General features: G+C 72.9%; 16 protein-coding genes. 8 read left to right on the top strand and 8 right to left on the bottom strand.

From position 1 onward, the window contains the following. Positions 1 to 89: 89 nt before the first annotated feature. Complete coding sequence (locus ACFYUZ_RS02800) at positions 90 to 1,064, bottom strand: carbohydrate kinase family protein (protein ID WP_389305685.1); 975 nt, start codon at positions 1,062 to 1,064, stop codon at positions 90 to 92. Between the two features lie 178 nt (positions 1,065 to 1,242). On the opposite strand from ACFYUZ_RS02800, the gene ACFYUZ_RS02795 reads away from it, so the two are divergent. Beyond that, positions 1,243 to 1,449 (top strand): hypothetical protein, encoded by a 207-nt coding sequence (locus ACFYUZ_RS02795; protein ID WP_389305683.1) that lies wholly within the window; start codon positions 1,243 to 1,245, stop codon positions 1,447 to 1,449. A gap of 68 nt (positions 1,450 to 1,517) precedes the next feature. After that, complete coding sequence (locus ACFYUZ_RS02790) at positions 1,518 to 2,993, top strand: hypothetical protein (protein WP_389305681.1); 1,476 nt, start codon at positions 1,518 to 1,520, stop codon at positions 2,991 to 2,993. Positions 2,994 to 3,065: 72 nt separating this feature from the next. Here the strand turns inward: ACFYUZ_RS02790 and ACFYUZ_RS02785 are convergent, their stop codons facing one another. Further along, positions 3,066 to 3,422, bottom strand: a complete 357-nt coding sequence (locus ACFYUZ_RS02785) for an iron-sulfur cluster assembly accessory protein (protein WP_015033024.1) — start codon at positions 3,420 to 3,422, stop codon at positions 3,066 to 3,068. A 228-nt stretch (positions 3,423 to 3,650) separates the two neighbouring features. Between ACFYUZ_RS02785 and nadA the strand changes: the two genes are divergently transcribed. Then, on the top strand, positions 3,651 to 4,847 hold the full coding sequence (gene nadA / locus ACFYUZ_RS02780; protein ID WP_389305679.1) for a quinolinate synthase NadA: 1,197 nt from the start codon (positions 3,651 to 3,653) through the stop codon (positions 4,845 to 4,847). A gap of 87 nt (positions 4,848 to 4,934) precedes the next feature. On the opposite strand, the gene ACFYUZ_RS02775 is transcribed toward nadA, so the two are convergent. From ACFYUZ_RS02775 to ACFYUZ_RS02755, 5 genes are all read right to left on the bottom strand, one after another. Beyond that, entirely contained in the window at positions 4,935 to 8,063 is a 3,129-nt protein-coding gene (locus ACFYUZ_RS02775; protein ID WP_389305677.1) for an efflux RND transporter permease subunit, read from the bottom strand. Positions 8,064 to 8,240: 177 nt separating this feature from the next. After that, positions 8,241 to 8,930, bottom strand: a complete 690-nt coding sequence (locus tag ACFYUZ_RS02770; protein ID WP_389305675.1) for a response regulator — start codon at positions 8,928 to 8,930, stop codon at positions 8,241 to 8,243. Continuing rightward, a complete protein-coding gene (locus ACFYUZ_RS02765; RefSeq protein ID WP_389305673.1) occupies positions 8,927 to 10,207 on the bottom strand; it encodes a sensor histidine kinase in 1,281 nt (426 codons plus the stop codon). The genes ACFYUZ_RS02770 and ACFYUZ_RS02765 overlap by 4 nt, the downstream gene beginning before the upstream one ends. Before the next feature lie 218 nt (positions 10,208 to 10,425). Then, complete coding sequence (locus tag ACFYUZ_RS02760) at positions 10,426 to 10,704, bottom strand: hypothetical protein (protein ID WP_389305671.1); 279 nt, start codon at positions 10,702 to 10,704, stop codon at positions 10,426 to 10,428. Between the two features lie 19 nt (positions 10,705 to 10,723). Continuing rightward, entirely contained in the window at positions 10,724 to 11,518 is a 795-nt protein-coding gene (locus ACFYUZ_RS02755) for a PspA/IM30 family protein (RefSeq protein ID WP_030691877.1), read from the bottom strand. Positions 11,519 to 11,791: 273 nt separating this feature from the next. Here ACFYUZ_RS02755 and ACFYUZ_RS02750 point away from each other — a divergent pair, with 273 nt between their 5' ends. The 3 genes from ACFYUZ_RS02750 (at position 11,792) to ACFYUZ_RS02740 (ending at position 14,401) form a co-directional block, all read left to right on the top strand. Further along, on the top strand, positions 11,792 to 12,397 hold the full coding sequence (locus ACFYUZ_RS02750; protein ID WP_389305669.1) for a DUF3043 domain-containing protein: 606 nt from the start codon (positions 11,792 to 11,794) through the stop codon (positions 12,395 to 12,397). Between the two features lie 65 nt (positions 12,398 to 12,462). After that, on the top strand, positions 12,463 to 13,239 hold the full coding sequence (locus ACFYUZ_RS02745) for a class I SAM-dependent methyltransferase (protein ID WP_389305668.1): 777 nt from the start codon (positions 12,463 to 12,465) through the stop codon (positions 13,237 to 13,239). 73 nt (positions 13,240 to 13,312) lie between these two features. Beyond that, on the top strand, positions 13,313 to 14,401 hold the full coding sequence (locus ACFYUZ_RS02740) for a S1C family serine protease (protein ID WP_389305666.1): 1,089 nt from the start codon (positions 13,313 to 13,315) through the stop codon (positions 14,399 to 14,401). 181 nt (positions 14,402 to 14,582) lie between these two features. On the opposite strand, the gene ACFYUZ_RS02735 is transcribed toward ACFYUZ_RS02740, so the two are convergent. Then, positions 14,583 to 14,789 (bottom strand): hypothetical protein, encoded by a 207-nt coding sequence (locus ACFYUZ_RS02735; protein ID WP_093876479.1) that lies wholly within the window; start codon positions 14,787 to 14,789, stop codon positions 14,583 to 14,585. Positions 14,790 to 14,880: 91 nt separating this feature from the next. Here ACFYUZ_RS02735 and ACFYUZ_RS02730 point away from each other — a divergent pair, with 91 nt between their 5' ends. Further along, on the top strand, positions 14,881 to 16,083 hold the full coding sequence (locus ACFYUZ_RS02730; RefSeq protein ID WP_389305664.1) for a bifunctional adenosylcobinamide kinase/adenosylcobinamide-phosphate guanylyltransferase: 1,203 nt from the start codon (positions 14,881 to 14,883) through the stop codon (positions 16,081 to 16,083). A gap of 48 nt (positions 16,084 to 16,131) precedes the next feature. Next, a complete protein-coding gene (gene cobT / locus ACFYUZ_RS02725) occupies positions 16,132 to 17,208 on the top strand; it encodes a nicotinate-nucleotide--dimethylbenzimidazole phosphoribosyltransferase (protein WP_389305663.1) in 1,077 nt (358 codons plus the stop codon). Positions 17,209 to 17,269 lie beyond the last annotated feature (61 nt).

The raw sequence follows: 17,269 nt of genomic DNA, 5'->3' as shown, positions 1-17,269 counted from the left end.
ACACGGGCGGGTGGGCCGGGGCACCGCCCCGGCGGGCGCGGCCCGCACGGAGGTGCGCCGGGGGCACCGCCCCGCCGGGAGAGGGGTGGTCAGAGGAGGTGGGACTGGACCTCCGTGGCCGCCTCGTCGCCGTACGCCTTCGTGAAGCGCTCCATGAAGTTCGCCCGCCGCAGCGTGTACTCCTGCGTGCCCAGCGTCTCGATGACCAGCGTCGCCAGCATGCAGCCGACCTGCGCCGCCCGCTCCAGGTCGACGCCCCAGGACAGGCCCGTGAGGAAGCCCGCGCGGAAGGCGTCGCCGACGCCGGTGGGGTCGACCTTGGCCGTCTCCTCGGGGCAGCCGACCTCGATGGGGGTCTCGCCGACCCGCTCGATGCGCACGCCGCGCGAGCCGAGCGTGGTGACGCGGTGGCCGACGCGGGAGAGGATCTCCGCCTCGGTCCAGCCGGTCTTGGACTCGATGAGGCCCTTCTCGTACTCGTTGGAGAAGAGGTAGGTGGCGCCTTCGAGGAGGGTGCGGATCTCCTCGCCGTCCATGCGCGCGATCTGCTGCGAGAAGTCGGCGGCGAAGGGGATGGAGCGGGTCCGGCACTCCTCCGTGTGGCGGAGCATCGCCTCGGGGTCGTCGGCGCCGATGAGGACCAGGTCGAGGCCGCCCACGCGGTCGGCGACGGCCTTGAGCTCGATCAGCCGGGCCTCGCTCATCGCACCGGTGTAGAAGGAGCCGATCTGGTTGTGGTCCTTGTCGGTGGTGCAGACGAAGCGGGCGGTGTGCAGGACCTCGGAGATGCGCACCGAGCCGGTGTCGACGCCGTGCCGGTCGAGCCAGGCGCGGTACTCGTCGAAGTCGAAGCCGGCCGCGCCGACGAGGACGGGGCGGCTGCCGAGCTGTCCCATGCCGAAGCAGATGTTGGCGGCGACGCCTCCCCGCCGGACGTCCAGGTTGTCGACGAGGAAGGAGAGGGACACCGTGTGGAGCTGGTCGGCCACGAGCTGGTCGGCGAACCGGCCGGGGAAGGTCATGAGGTGGTCGGTGGCGATGGAGCCGGTGACTGCGATACGCACGGCTGGGTGCTCCTGCGGAATTCGGTGGGAGCGCGCGAGGCGCTCGAACGGAGGTGGTGATGGGCGACGGGAGAGAACGACAGTTCACGCTACCGGGTGGGGGACGCGCTGCCGAACAGTGGAAACTACCCCAGAGTAGGCCTTTTCCCCGGAGCGGTGCGGTGCATACGGTGCGCCCATGACCACGTACCCCGCTCCCCGTGAGCGCCACGAGTCCGAGTTGAGCCTCGCCCAGCTGCGCGGGGACGGCGCCCGGATGGCCCCCCACTGGGTGGCTCCGGCCGGCCCGGACCCCGTCCGGGTCTCCCCCGCGTCGATCCACGGCGTCGTCGTTCCGGCGGCCTCGGCCCGGCTGATCGCCGCCACCGCCGAGTACGGCGGCTGACGGGGACGGAACCGTCCGCGCCTCCGCTCCGTCCCATCGGCGTCCGGTCGAGACGAGGGAGCGTTGCGGTGAGCGGTACGGAGAACGTGCGGAGGCGACGGAACGTCATCGCCGCCTCGGTGGCGGCGGGTGTGCTGCTCGCCGGGGGCGGTGGCGTCTATCTGGCGGCCACGGCGTCCGGCGAGGCCACGCCGGCCGGGGCGGCCGGGAAGGCCGCCGACGCGGCCGGGTCGCCGCCACCCCCGGCCGTGGAGGCCGGTGGCGGCGGTACGGGGGGCGGCCCCGGGATCGCCCCCGGCGAGCCGGATCCGAGCGGCGGCGGGCACGGGACGGTCTACAAAGCCAAGGGCCCGCTCCCCCAAGGGCCCTCCTCGGCCGCGGTCCACCGGCCCGAGGGCCTGGTCACCTCGGCGGAGGTGACCAGGCTGGCGGAGGCGCTCGGGATCGAGGGCCGGCCCGTGGCGGTCGGGGACGTCTGGACGATCCGGCCGGAGAAGGACGGTCAGGGTCCGCGCCTGGACGTGGCGAAGGCGGCCCCGGGCAACTGGACGTACTCCTGGTACGACGGCGGCCCGGTCGGCGACACCTGCCTCAAGGGCAAGGCGTGCCCGCCGCCGGGAGAGACGAAGCCCTCGCGCGGCGGTTCGCCGCTGAGCGAGGCGGCGGCGAAGGCGGCGGCCGCCCCCGTCCTGAAGGCTCTGGGCCAGGACGACGCGAAGGTGACGGCGACCCAGGTGATGGACGGTTCGGTGCGGGTGGTCAACGCCGATCCGGTGGTGGACGGGCTGCCGACCTACGGCTGGTCGACGGGGCTGCGCATCGGTCCGGACGGCCGGGCGGTCTCCGGGAGCGGCACGCTGAAGGAGCCCGTGAAGGGCGCCGCGTATCCCGTGATCGGGGCGGAGAAGGCGCTCGCGGAGCTGAACGAGGACGCGAAGGGCTCCGGCCCGGTCGGCATCGGCGGCTGCGCGACGGACCCGCCGGCCGGGGCCGAGGGGAGCGGCGGGGACGCTCCGGCGCCGGTCGACGGGAGCGGGAGGACCGACCCGGTCGCGCCCTGCCGGCCGACCGCGGCCACGGCTCCGCCGACCGAGGTCCCGGTGACGGGCGCGGTCTTCGGTCTCGCCGCGCAGGACGTGGCGGGCGAGCGGCTGCTCGTACCGGCGTGGCTGTTCACGGCGGACCCGGTGGACGCGGCGCCGTACACGGTGACGGAGACGGCGGTCGCCCCGGAGCACCTGGCGCCGGTGAAGCCCTCGCCGGACGAGGGCACGGCGCCGGTCCGGCGGATCGAGTCGTACCGGACGGCGGAGGACGGCCGGAAGCTGTCGGTCACCTTCTGGGGCGGGGTGTGCAGCACGTACACCGCGAAGGCGGTGGAGTCGCCGGCGAAGGTGACCGTGCGGATCGACGAGAAGTCCGACCCCGGGCGGGCGTGCATCGCGATCGCCAAGGAGATCACGCTGACGGTGGACCTCCAGAGCCCGCTGGGCGGCCGTCCGGTGGTCGACGCGGCGAGCGGGGAGCCGGTGCCGCGGCGCTGACGCTTCCCGGACACACATGAGGGCGGCGGCCCCGGGCATCCCCGGGGCCGCCGCCCTCACGCACGTGCGGGTTTAGCTGAACGAGTCGCCGCAGGCGCAGGAGCCCGTGGCGTTCGGGTTGTCGATGGTGAAGCCCTGCTTCTCGATCGTGTCGACGAAGTCGATCGACGCGCCCCCGAGGTACGGGGCGCTCATGCGGTCGGTCACGACCTTGACGCCGTCGAAGTCCTTCACGACATCGCCGTCGAGCGAACGCTCGTCGAAGAACAGCTGGTAACGCAGGCCGGAGCAGCCGCCGGGCTGAACGGCGACGCGCAGGGCCAGGTCCTCGCGGCCTTCCTGGTCGAGGAGGGCCTTGACCTTGGCCGCGGCGGCGTCGGACAGGAGGATGCCGTCGCTGACAGTGGTCTTCTCGTCCGATACGGACATCTGCTTCTCTCCCGGTGTGTACGGAGACTGCTTGCCGACGGTTGCAACCGACGGTGCCCCGGATTCATTCCGGGCCGAGTGGGGTCTTCCCTCTTTCATGCTCGCACACCCCGTCCCGGAGCGCGGACGGCGAATTCGTCACATCGACACTATGGACATCGTCAACATGACGTGAAGCGGGTTATGATAGATAGCGTCATTTCGACGAAAAGGTTCCCCGAAGAAAGGGTGCGTGACGTGACCACGGCCCAACCCCGTCATGAACTCGACGTCCAGCCGACGCCGCTCGCCCTGCTCCTGCTCGGTCGCGAGGCCGACCCGAAGAGCGAGCGCGGCGTGGAGTGTCCTGGCGATCTGCCGTCGCCCTCCGACCCTGACCTCGTGGAGCGCGCCCGCGCCGCGAAGGAGAAGCTCGGGGACAAGGTCTTCGTGCTCGGCCACCACTACCAGCGCGACGAGGTCATCCAGTTCGCCGACGTGACCGGTGACTCCTTCAAGCTCGCGCGCGACGCCGCCGCCAAGCCCGAGGCCGAGTACATCGTCTTCTGCGGCGTGCACTTCATGGCCGAGTCGGCCGACATCCTCACCGGCGACGAGCAGAAGGTCGTCCTGCCCGACCTCGCGGCCGGCTGCTCGATGGCCGACATGGCCACCGCCGAGCAGGTCGCCGAGTGCTGGGACGTGCTGACCGAGGCCGGCATCGCCGAGCAGGTCGTGCCCGTCTCGTACATGAACTCCTCGGCCGACATCAAGGCCTTCACCGGCAAGCACGGGGGCACGATCTGCACCTCGTCCAACGCCGAGCGGGCCCTGAACTGGGCCTTCGAGCAGGGCGAGAAGGTGCTCTTCCTGCCGGACCAGCACCTGGGCCGCAACACCGCCGTCCGCGACATGGGCATGTCCCTGGACGACTGCGTGCTCTACAACCCGCACAAGCCGAACGGCGGGCTCACCGTCGAGGAGCTGCGCGCCGCCAAGATGATCCTGTGGCGGGGCCACTGCTCGGTGCACGGGCGCTTCTCGCTGGACTCGGTCAACGACGTGCGCGAGCGCATCCCGGGCGTGAACGTGCTCGTCCACCCCGAGTGCAAGCACGAGGTCGTCGCCGCCGCGGACTACGTGGGCTCGACCGAGTACATCATCAACACCCTGGAGGCGGCCCCGGCCGGTTCCAAGTGGGCCATCGGCACGGAGCTGAACCTCGTCCGGCGGCTGGCGAACCGATTCGCCGACCAGGGCAAGGAGATCGTCTTCCTCGACAAGACGGTCTGCTTCTGCTCGACCATGAACCGCATCGACCTCCCCCACCTGGTGTGGACCCTGGAGTCCCTGGCCGAGGGCAACCTCGTCAACCAGATCCAGGTCGACAAGGAGACGGAGAGCTTCGCCAAGCTCGCCCTGGAGCGGATGCTGGCCCTGCCGTAACGGTTCTGCCGTCACGGTTCTGCCGTTCGTACGCCGGAAGGGGCGCCCCACGAGCTCGTGGGGCGCCCCTTCCTCGTGCCGTACGGATCAGACCGCCGTCGGCTCCTTCGCCTGCGGCGGGACCGGCACCTCGCCGGACCGCGCCGCCCGCTTCGCCGCCTTCTTCTTCGCGCGGCGCTCCTTGCGGAGCTCCACCATCGCGTAGAGCGTCGGGACGAGGAGCAGGGTCAGCAGCGTCGAGGTGATCAGGCCGCCGATCACCACCACCGCCAGCGGCTGGGCGATGAAGCCGCCCTCGCCGGTGATGCCGAGGGCCATCGGCAGCAGGGCGAAGATCGTCGCCAGGGCGGTCATCAGGATCGGGCGGAGCCGGTGCCGGCCGCCCTCGACCACCGCTTCGACGACGCCCAGGCCCTGCGCCCGGTACTGGTTGATCAGGTCGATCAGGACGATCGCGTTGGTGACGACGATGCCGATGAGCATCAGCATGCCGATCATCGCCGGGACGCCCATCGCCGTGCCGGTGAGCACGAGCAGGCCGATCGCTCCGGTCGCCGCGAACGGGATCGAGACCAGCAGGATCAGCGGCTGGACCAGCGACCGGAAGGTCGCCACCAGGAGCATGAAGACGATCGCGACGGCCGCCAGCATCGCCAGGAACAGGTTGAGGAAGGCCTCGTCCTGGTCCTCGGAGACACCGCCGACGGTCGCGGTGGCGCCCTCCGGCAGGTCGAGCGCGCTGATCTTCGACTGCAGGGCGGCGCTCACCGCACCGGTGTTGTCACCGACGGGCTTGGCCGTGATCGTCGCGGCGCGGGCGCCGTCGATCCGGGTCATCGAGACCGGGCCGGGGACCAGCTCGACGGTGGCGATGTCGCCCAGCCTCACCGGGCCGAGCGGCAGCGCCTTGAGCGCGGCCAGGGTGGTGGCCGGGTGGGCCGAGGTGATGAGGACGTCCCGCTCGCTGTCGTCGAGGATCGCCTTCGCCGCCGGCGTGCCCCGGACGGACTGGGCGACGATCGCGCCGAGCGAGGTGGTGTCGAAGCCGGCGTCGGCCGCCCCGGCGTTCGCCTTCACCGAGATCCGCGGGACGGACTGCGCGAGGTCGCTCTGGACGTCGGTGACGTCCTTGAGGCCGGCGATCGCGGTCCGGACCTGCTCGGAGGCCTTCTTGAGGACCTCCGGGTCGGCGGCCTTCACGATCACGCGCAGGTCGCCCGAGCCGAAGCCGTCGCCCGCGGCGATGGTGGTGTCACCGATGCCGTCGAGGGCGCCGAGGCCCTTCTCGATGGCGTCACGGGTCTTCTCGTACGCACCGGAGTCGTCCAGGCTCACCTTGTACGAGGCCTGGTTGGAGCCGGTGGCGCCGCCGAAGGCCGCCATGAAGCCGGAGGAGCCGACGGTGACCTGGTAGTCCTTCACGCCCTCGGTCTCCGCGAGGACCTTCTCGATCTTCTTCGCGGCCTCGTCCGAGGCGCTCAGGCCGGTGCCGGGCGCCAGCTCCTGCTGGATGTTGAGGACCTCCTGCTCGCCCTGGTCGAAGAAGTTCGTCTTCAGGAGCGGGGCCATGCCGAAGGTGACGACCAGGACGACGAGCGCGATGGCCAGGCTCATGAAGCGGCGCCGGGTCGCGAACCGCAGGACCGGCACGTACAGGCGCTGGAGGCGGCTCCTCTCCTCCTTCTCCTCCGCCAGCCTGCGGGCCTCCGCCAGGTCCTCCGAGGTGCCCTTGGGGGCGCGCAGGAACCAGTACGAGAGGACCGGGACCACGGTCAGGGAGACCAGCAGCGAGGCGAGCAGGGCCGCCGTGACCGTCAGCGAGAACGAGCCGAACAGCTCGCCGATCATGCCGCCGGTCAGACCGATCGGCAGGAAGACGGCGACGGTGGTGAGGGTCGAGGAGGTGACGGCGCCCGCCACCTCCCGGACCGCGGTGAGGATCGCGCTCTGGCGCTCCTCGCCGTAGCCCAGGTGCCGCTTGATGTTCTCCAGGACCACGATCGAGTCGTCGACGACCCGGCCGATGGCGATGGTGAGCGCGCCGAGCGTCAGCATGTTCAGCGAGAGGTCGCGGGTCCACAGCACGATGAGGGCGAGGACGACCGAGAGCGGGATGGAGACCGCGGTCACCAGGGTCGAGCGGATCGACGCGAGGAAGACCAGGATCACCAGGACGGCCATGACGAGGCCGAGCGCGCCCTCCGTGGTCAGGCCGGAGACGGCCTTGGCGACGGCCGGGCCCTGGTCGGAGACCACGGTCAGCTCGGCGCCGGCGCCGAGGTCGCGGCGCAGCTCGGGGAGCTTCTTCTCGACGGCGTCGGAGATCGCGACGGCGCTGCCGTCCTTGTCCATGGTGGCGAACACGGCGAGGCTGGGCTTGCCGTTCGTCCGGGTGAGGGAGGTGCGCGGGGACTCCTCCTGCTTCACGGTGGCGACGTCGCCGAGGCGCACCGCCTTGCCCCGGCCGGGGACGGCCGCGGGGATGCGCAGGTCCTCGATCTGCTTCAGCGAGGTGTAGCCGCCGCCGACCTGGATCGTGCGGGACTTGCCCGCCTCCGAGAAGGCGCCGGCCGGCATGGTGGCGCCGCCGGAGCGGAGGGCCTCGGCGAGCTTCATGGTGTTCAGCCCGGCCGCGGCGAGCTTCCGCTCGTCCGGGGTCACGGAGACCTGGAGGTCCTGGACGCCGCTGACGGAGACCTGGCCGACGCCCTCGATGTCCTCCAGGGCGGGCACGACGGTCCGCTCCAGCTGGTCGGCGAGTGCCTGCGGGTCCTTGTCCGAGGCGGCGGCGAGGACGACGGTCGGCATGTCGTCCGTCGAACCGGCGATCACCTGCGGGTCGACGGAGTCGGGCAGCTGGGCGCGGGCCCGGTTCACGGCCTGCTGGACGTCGGCGACGAGCTGCTTCGTCGACTCGTCGCCGTAGTCGAAGGAGGCCATGACGACGGCCATGCCCTCGGAGGCGGTGGAGGTGACCGACTTGAGGCCGTCGACGGCCTTGAGGTTGTCCTCCAGCGGCTCGACGACCTGCTTCTCGACCACATCGGGAGAGGCGCCCTGGTACGGGGCCAGGACCGAGACCATGGGCAGCTCGATCGAGGGGAACAACTGCTGCTTCAGCTGCGGGATCGCGATCGCCCCGAACACGATCGCGACGATGGACATCAGCCCGATCAGGGCCCGTTGCGCGAGGCTGAATCTGGACAGCCAGGACATGGGGTCTCTCTTCTGTGGCGTACTCGTCGACAGGCGGGAGCAGCCAAGACCCCGGCCCGGACCCGCTGGATCCGCCGGAGGTGCCCCCCGTCCATACGATCTGCCATCCGCGGCCGGAAGTCCTCGGCCCCCGGGTCCACTTCCTTACGCCGCGCATACCGCGTCTGGAGTACGCGCTCACTCCACCCGGGGACGTACGAGACCGGACTCGTACGCGGTGACCACCAGCTGGGCCCGGTCGCGGGCGCCGAGCTTGGCCATGGTCCGGTTGACGTGCGTCTTCACGGTGAGCGGACTGACGTCGAGCCGCTCGGCGATCTCGTCGTTCGACAGACCGCCCGCGACGAGGACGAGGACCTCGCGCTCCCGGGCGGTGAGCGCGGCGAGCCGCTCGGCGCGGGCCCCGCCCGGCGCTCCCGCGGCGTCCGCGCCCGGGCCCTGGGCGAGGAAGGAGGCGATCAGGCCCTTGGTGGCGGCCGGGGACAGCAGCGCCTCGCCGGCGTGGGCGATCCGGATGGCGCCGAGGAGCTCCTCCGGCTCGGCGCCCTTGCCGAGGAAGCCGGAGGCGCCGGCGCGCAGCGACTGCACGACGTACTCGTCGACCTCGAAGGTGGTCAGCATGACGATCCGCACGTCGGCCAGCTCGGGGTCCTCCGTGATCATCCGGGTGGCGGCGAGGCCGTCGGTGCCCGGCATGCGGATGTCCATCAGGACGACGTCCGGCCGCGTGGAGCGGGCCAGCGCGACCGCCCCGTCGCCGTCGGGCGCCTCCCCGACCACCTCCATGTCGGGCTCGGAGTCCACCAGGACCTTGAAGGCGCTGCGGAGCAGGGCCTGGTCGTCGGCGAGCAGTACCCGGATCGTCATGTGTCCTCCCCGTCCTTCCCCGTGCGGGACGTCACCGGCAGTATCGCCTGCACGCGGAAGCCGCCGCCGTAGCGGGGCGCCGCGGTGAGGGTGCCGCCGAGCGCGCCGACCCGCTCCCGCATGCCGAGCAGCCCGTGGCCGCCGGCCGGGGGCTGCTCGGCGGCCGGGGGCGGGTCGGCATGCGGGAGCGGATCGGCCGGGGGCGCGCCGTCGTCGAGGACGGTGACCTCGACCGTACGGCCCACCCGGACGACGCTCACCTCGGCCTTCGCGTCCGGGCCCGCGTGCTTGCGCACATTGGTCAGGGCCTCCTGCACGATCCGGTACGCGGCGAGGTCGACGGTCGCCGGCAGCGTCAGCCCCTCGTCGGCGCGGGCCAGGGTGACGGGGAGGCCGGCCTTGCGGAAGCTGTCGAGCAGCCCGTCCAGGACGGCGAGGCCGGGGGCGGGCTCGGTGGGGGCCTCCGGGTCGCCGGACTGGCGCAGCAGGCCGACGGTGGCGCGCAGCTCGTCCAGGGCGGAGCGGCTGGCCTCGCGGACGTGCGCGAGGGCCTCCTTGGCCTGGTCGGGGCGCTTGTCCATGACATGCGCGGCGACCCCGGCCTGCACGTTCACCAGGGCGATGTGGTGGGCGACGACGTCGTGGAGGTCGCGGGCGATCCGCAGCCGCTCCTCCGCGACCCGCCGCCCGGCCTCCTCCTCGCGGGTCCGCTCGGCCCGCTCGGCCCGCTCCCGGATGGCGTCCACGAAGGCCCGGCGACTGCGGACGGCGTCCCCGGCCGCGGCCGCCATGCCGGTCCAGGCGAAGACGCCGAGGTTCTCCTGCGCGTACCAGGGGGTCGGGCCGAAGGCCATGGCCGCGACGGTGAGCGCCGCCATCGTGGCGAGACCGACCCGCCAGGTGGTGGGCCGGTCGGTGCGGGAGGCGACCGTGTAGAGCGCGACGACGGCGCTCATCGCGATCGGGGCGGGCCGGTTGTCGTCGATCAGCTCGAAGAGGGTGACCACGACGGTGAAGGAGAGCACCGCGAAGGGCTTGCGCCGGCGCATCACCAGCGCGGCGGCCCCCGCGATCATGGCGACCACGCTCCACGCGTCGGGCGTGCGGTCCCCGAAGGTCGGCCCGTCCGGGCTGCCGTGCGGATCGGTGAAGGACCCGGCGACCATCGCGACGAGCGAGCCGGCGGCGATCACCGCGTCGAAGGCGAGGGGGTGCGCGCGGAACCAGTCGCGGAGACGGGCGTAGGGGGTGCCGGTGGCGGGGCCGGTGGGGTTCACGGGAGACAACGGTACGGGTGCCTGCGGGACGAGCGACCGGTACCGGGGCCTTCTCCTACGGGGCGGTGCCCCGCCCGTGCCCGGCTGGACGGTGCCCCTTCCGCCACCCGCCGTGTGGGCGATCGTCCCGCTGGGGCGGGACGCCTGCCCACAACGGGGGGCGAGGGCGGCACCGCCCCGGCGGGGCGACCGCCCACAACGTGGGGGCGGCGGGGGCGTCAGCCGGGGATGAGGCCGTCGGTGGAGAGCATTTCGCGGACCTCGTCCAGGCTCGCGTCCGGAGCCGGGAGGATCAGTTCCGAAGGCTCCAGCGCCTCGTCCGGCAGCGGCTCACCGATCCGCCGGACGGCGTCGAGGAGGGCGCACAGCGTGCGCCGGAACCCGTCCTCGTCCCCCGCCTCCATCTCCTGGAGCAGCTCGTCGTCGAGCTTGTTCAGCTCGACGAAGTGGCTGTCGGCCAGCTTCCACTGGCCCTCTCCCATGATCCGTACGATCATGACGCGTCCTGTCTGTCGCCTACTTCTCGAAGCGCGGGGACTGCTGCTGGGTGCGGTCCTGCGGCGCGGCCGCGCCACCGCCCTCGATGGCCTGCTGCTGCGCCGAAGGACCACCGGCCAGCTCGGCCTTCATCCGCTGGAGCTCCAGCTCGACGTCCGTGCCGCCGGAGAGCCGGTCGAGCTCCGCCTGGATGTCGTCCTTGGCCAGGCCCGACTGGTCGTCGAGCGCGCCCGAGGCGAGCAGCTCGTCGATCGCGCCCGCGCGCGCCTGGAGCTGGGCGGTCTTGTCCTCGGCCCGCTGGATCGCCAGGCCGACGTCGCTCATCTCCTCCGAGATGCCGGAGAAGGACTCGGCGATCCGGGTCTGCGCCTGGGCCGCCGTGTAGGTCGCCTTGATGGTCTCCTTCTTGGTGCGGAAGGCGTCCACCTTGGCCTGGAGGCGCTGGGCGGCGAGGGTGAGCTTCTCCTCCTCGCCCTGCAGCGTCTGGTGCTGCACCTCCAGGTCGCTGACCTGCTGCTGGAGCGCGGCCCGGCGGGACAGCGCCTCGCGCGCCAGGTCCTCGCGGCCGAGGGCGAGGGCCTTGCGGCCCTGGTCCTCCAGCTTGGCGGACTGGCCCTGCAACTGGTTCAGCTGGAGTTCGAGCCGCTTGCGGGAGGTGGCGACGTCGGCGACGCCGCGCCGCACCTTCTGCAGCAGCTCCAGCTGCTTCTGGTAGGAGTAATCGAGCGTCTCGCGCGGATCCTCGGCCCGGTCAAGGGCCTTGTTCGCCTTCGCGCGGAAGATCATCCCCATACGCTTCATGACACCGCTCATGGGCTTCGCGCGCCCCCTTCTGACGGACTTCGGCTCCAGCTCTCCAACAGGATCCACAGTACGGGCCCTGTCTCCATTACCGCACTGTTCGGAGCGGGATGCGCTCCTCCCCAAGGACGACTGCGCGTGGAGTTTCCTCCCGCGCAGGGAGTAGGTGGATCTCGGGGAGACCTGACCCGTCCTCGCGTACGTACGCCCGAAGACGCAGTCCGTTAGCGGATCGTTCCCGGCCCGCATGGGGTTCATGCCCGCCACCCCGTACCCTTGGGTTTTGTGTTCCGTAGCCGTTCGAAGGACGAGAAGGCCCCCACCGACAAGGTGACGGCGGACCTCTCCACCAAGCAGCCCCGCGACCCCGAGGCCCCCAAGGGCCGCCCGACCCCGAAGCGGAGCGATGCGCAGTCCCAGCGCCGGCGCGCCGCGACGGTGCCGACCGACCGCAAGGAGGCCGCCAAGCGCCAGCGCGAGGCACGCCGCTCGGACCTCGCCCGCCAGCGCGAGGCGCTGGCCAGCGGCGACGAGCGTTACCTGCCCGCCCGCGACAAGGGGCCGGTCCGCCGCTTCGTGCGCGACTTCGTCGACTCGCGGTTCGCGATCGCCGAGTTCTTCCTGCCGATGGCCGTGGTGATCCTCGTGCTGTCGCTGTTCGGCAACGCCAACCGGGGGCTGCAGAACATCTCCCTGCTGCTGTGGCTCGGTGTGATCGTCCTGATCGTCATCGACTCGATCGGCATCTGGATCCGTCTCCGGAAGCAGCTGAACGAGCGCTTCCCGAACGAGCCGAAGCGCGGCGCCATCGCCTACGGCCTGATGCGCACGCTCCAGATGCGCCGACTGCGTCTGCCGAAGCCGCAGGTCAAGCGCGGAGAGCGGCCCTGAGCGCCGACAGCTCGGAGTTCGACGGGCGCGCCTTCGGCGAGGCCACGTCGGAGTCGGGTGGCCCCGTGCTGCCCGTCGTCGCGCACTGGCCCGCCGCCCACGGCGGGCTGCGCGAGACCATCCGGCAGGAGGTCATCGCCCGTCAGCTCGACGAGCAGATATCCGCCCGCTATCCCGTGGGCCAGCGCCTGCGGATCCTCGACGCGGGCATGGGACAGGGCACCCAGGCCCTGCGCCTCGCCCGGGCCGGGCACACCGTGACCGGCCTGGAGGCCGATCCGGACCTCCTCAAGGCGGCCCGGGAGTCGCTGGCGACCGAGCCCGCCGGGATCCGCGAGCGGGTCCGGCTGATCGAGGGCGACGGGCGCGAGACCGGGGTGCACTTCCTGCCCGGCAGCTTCGACGTGGTCCTCTGCCACGGCGTGCTGATGTACGCGGACGAGCCCGACGCGCTGCTCGCGGGCCTGGCCCGGATGCTGGCCCCCGGCGGCCTGCTGTCCCTGGTGGTGCGGAACGCGGAGGCCCTGGCCATGCGGCCGGGACTGGCCGGGGACTGGTCCGGGGCGCTCGCGGCCTTCGACTCCGACGTCTACACGGACGACAACGGCGTGAAGGTGCGGGCCGACCGGCTGGACGCGCTCACGGCGACGCTCGCGGGGATCGCGGCGCCGCTGCACGCCTGGTACGGGGTGCGGGTCTTCACGGACGACGTCCCCGCCGACGCGGGCCTGCCCGCCGCCGAGGAGCTGGAGCGGCTGCTCGCCGCCGAGGACCGGGCCGGGCGCACGGAGCCGTACCGCCGGCTCGCGGCGCTGCTGCACCTGTGCGGGGTACGGGGCTGACGAGGGCGGTCGCACACCCCTGATCGGGTGCGCTCGCCGGGCCGGGGGCGGGGCGGAATCGGATACTCCGGACATGGACGTCTCCCGTGCCCGCGCCCGTGACCGTGTCCGTCCCCGTCGTGTCCTCCTCCCCCTCACGGCGGGAGCCTGTGCCGTCGCGCTGACCGGCGGCTGCTCCTCCGCCGACGGGGACGCCTCCGCCCCGGAGCGGTCCACCCAGGCGGCGGCGCCGCTCGCCGCCAACGAGCTCCAGGACGACTACCAGACCGTCATCAGGAACGTCCTGCCGTCCGTCGTCCAGATCGAGGCCACGAACAGCCTCGGCTCCGGCGTCGTCTACGACGCCAAGGGGCACGTCGTCACCAACGCGCACGTGGTCGGCCAGGAGAAGAGCTTCAAGGTCACGGCGGCCACCGGCGGGCGGCCCGTGACGGCCCGGCTCGTCTCCTCCTACCCCGAGCAGGACCTCGCCGTGCTCAAGCTGGACAGCGTGCCGCAGGGCCTGAGGGCGGCGAAGTTCGGGAACTCGGCCACCGTCGACATGGGCCAGATCGTGCTCGCGATGGGCTCCCCGCTGGGCCTGTCCGGCAGCGTCACCCAGGGCATCGTCTCGGCGACCGGCCGGACCGTCAGCGAGGGACGGACCGGCGGGGGCACCGGCGCGACCATCGGGAACATGGTGCAGACCTCGGCCGCGATCAACCCCGGGAACAGCGGGGGCGCCCTCGTGAACCTCGACAGCGAGGTCATCGGCATCCCCACGCTCGCCGCGACCGACCCCGAGCTGGGCGGCGGCTCGGCGCCCGGCATCGGCTTCGCGATCCCCGCGTCGATGGTGCGGACGATCGCGGACCAGATCGTCAGGACCGGCAAGGTGACGGACTCGGGGAGGGCGGCCCTCAACATCACCGGCCGTACGGTCCTCGACGACGGCTACAAGCCGGCGGGCGTCGCGGTGGTCGAGGCGCCGGCGGACGGGGCGGCCGGGAAGGCGGGGCTGAAGCCGGGGGACGTGATCACGCGCCTCGGCGACGCCGAGATCACGACGATCACGTCGCTCTCGGAGGCGTTGGCTTCGATGAAGCCGGGGGACGTGGTGACGGTGGTGTACGTGCGGGACGGGACGACGCACAAGACGGACGTGACGCTGGGCGAGATGTAGGACCCGCCGTGTGGGCTCGCGCCCGTGTGGTGGTGCCGCCCCGCCCGTGCGGGCCGCGCCCTGCGGGGCGCGGTGCCCCGGCCCACCGCCGTGTGGGCGACCGCCCACAACGGGGGGAGGCGCAGCCCCAGCGGGCGCAGCCCGCAACGAGGGGCGCGGGGCGGGCCCGCGCCCCCGTGTTCTAGCCCTCCGCGTCGAGGGGCATCGGGCCGTAGATCTTCGTGCCGTCCTCCGAGAGGGTCACCTGGTCCGCGCCGCCGCTCAGGAGGTCACGCCAGTGTTCGCCGATCCAGCTCTCCGCGTCGCCCTGGGTGGTGAACTCCTCGGGGGTCACCACCGGCTCGACCTCCGAGCCGTCGGACTTCTCGAACCGCCACGTCCATGCCATGCAAGCCTCCTGGAGCTCACCGGATGATCGGTTTCCTGCCCGCAGCGTAGCCGGGCGCGCACGCCTCGCGGTGGCGCGGGAGGATCTGAGGGTGGAACTGACTCTGCTCGGCACCGGCGCCCCGCTCGGCCTCCCCCGCCCCGACTGCCCCTGCGCCGTGTGCGCGCTCTCCCGAGGGCCGCGTGCGCGGGCCGCGACCGCGCTGCTCGTGGACGGGGCCCTGCTGCTCGATCTGACCCCGGGGGCCGCGCTCGCGGCGGCCCGGTCGGGGCATTCGCTGGTGGGGGTGCGGCAGGTGCTGCTGACGCATCCGCACGACGGGCCCGCCGTCGAGGTGCCCGCGGGGCTCCCGACGGCCGGGCGGGTGCCGGACGGTCGGGAGCTGACGCTGATCAGCGGGCACCGGGTGCGGGCCGTGCCGATGGACTCCCCGGGGACCGGGTACGAGGTGACCTCGGCCGAGGGCGAGCGGCTGCTGTACCTGCCGCCGGGCGGTGCGGTCGCCGGGCTGACGGACGCCCACCTCGACCCGTACGACGTGGTGGTCGCCGATGTGACGGGGCGGCCGGACGGGCTGGCCCGGCTGCGGGCGGTCGGGGCGGTGGGTCCGGCCACCGAGGTGATCGCGGTGCACCTGGACCACGACGTGCCGACGGGCGCCGAGCTGGACCGGCGGCTCGCGGCGGCGGGGGCGCGGGCGGTGCCGGACGGGACGACGCTGTACGTCGGCGACTACCACGAGGTGCCGGAGGTGCCCCGGCGGACCCTGGTGACGGGCGGGGCCCGGTCGGGGAAGTCGGTGGAGGCCGAGCGGCGCCTGGAGACCTTCCCCGAGGTGCTGTACGTGGCGACGGGCGGCACCCGGGAGGGCGACCCGGAGTGGGCCGAGCGGGTCGGGCTGCACCGGGAGCGGCGGCCGGGTTCGTGGCGTACGGCCGAGACCTGCGAGCTCGTGCCGCTGCTCGTGGAGGACGGTCCGGCGCTGCTGGTGGACTGTCTGTCGCTGTGGCTGACGGACGCCATGGACCGGGTGGGCGCGTGGGACGACGAGACCTGGGCGAACGGCGGGCAGGCGGCGCTGCGGGAGCGGACGGCGGAGCTGGTGGCGGCGGTGCGGGCGACGCGCCGTACGGTCGTGGCGGTGACGAACGAGGTCGGCTCCGGGGTGGTGCCGGCGACGGCGGCGGGCCGCCGGTTCCGGGACGAGCTGGGGCGGCTGAACGCGTCCTTCGCGGAGGAGTGCGAGGAGGTCGTCCTCGTGGTCGCGGGGCAGGCGCTCGTACTGCGCGGGTAGGGTTCCGATCGCTGATGGCCCTCGCTGACTTGTCACTAGGCGGAACCCTTGAACCTGGACGACTTCTCCGATCTGATCGAGCGCCCCGACGGCGGGATACGGCGTGACGCCGAGGAGCGCAGGGAGCGGCTGACCGTGCCGCCGGGGGCGCTCGGGCGGCTGGACGAGCTGGGCGAGTGGCTGTCCGCGGCGCAGGCCTCGGTCAAGGTGCGGGCGATCGGGCAGCCGAAGGTCGTGCTGTTCGCGGGCGACCACGGGGTGGCCTCGCTGGACGTGTCGGGCCGCGCGGCGGGCACGGCGCACGAGCTGGTGCGGGCGGTGCTCGACGGGGTGAGTCCGGTGGCCGTCCTCGCCCGCTCGATGGACGTGCCGGTGCGGGTCGTGGACGCGGGTCTGGACTGCGAGCCGGAGCTGCTGCCCGCCGAGGTGGTGCGGCACCGGGTGCGGCGCGGCAGCGGCCGGATCGACGTGGCGGACGCGCTGACGGTCGAGGAGACCGAGGCGGCGGTCCGGCTCGGCATCGCGATCGCCGACGAGGAGGCGGACTCGGGCACCGATCTGGTGGTGCTCGGGGATCTGAGCGTCGGCGGGACGACCCCGGCGGCCACGCTGATCGCGGCGCTGTGCGGGACGGACGCCTCGGTGGTGACGGGGCGGGGCGGTGCCGGGATCGACGATCTGGCGTGGATGCGCAAGTGCGCGGCGATCCGGGACGCACTGCGGCGGGCCCGGCCGGTCCTGGGCGACCAGCTGGCGCTGCTCGCGGCGGTCGGCGGGGCGGATCTGGCGGCGATGACCGGCTTCCTGCTGCAGGCCTCGGTGCGGCGGATGCCGGTGATCCTGGACGGGGTGGTGGGCGCGGCCTGTGCGCTGGTGGCGCAGCGGGCGGCGTTCCGGGCGCCGGACTGGTGGCTGGCGGGCCAGGTGAGCGGGGAGCCGGCGCAGGCGAAGGCCTTGGACCGGATGGCGCTCAACCCGCTGCTCGATCACGGCGTCCATGTGGGTGAGGGAACCGGGGCATTGCTCGCGCTTCCCCTCGTCCAGGCCGCGGCGGCGTTCGCCGCGGAGCTGCCCGAACGTCCGGATCCGAACACCGCGGACGCCGACGGCGCCACGGAGGCCTGAGGACGGGCGGAAGAGAACGGTCGTCCCCGGGGTGGTCGCGCACGACGCGCGCGTGACCCTC

The sequence above is a fragment of the Streptomyces sp. NPDC004266 genome (assembly GCF_042874095.1).
Taxonomy (GTDB): domain Bacteria; phylum Actinomycetota; class Actinomycetes; order Streptomycetales; family Streptomycetaceae; genus Streptomyces.
This window is presented reverse-complemented; position numbering and strand designations above follow the sequence as displayed.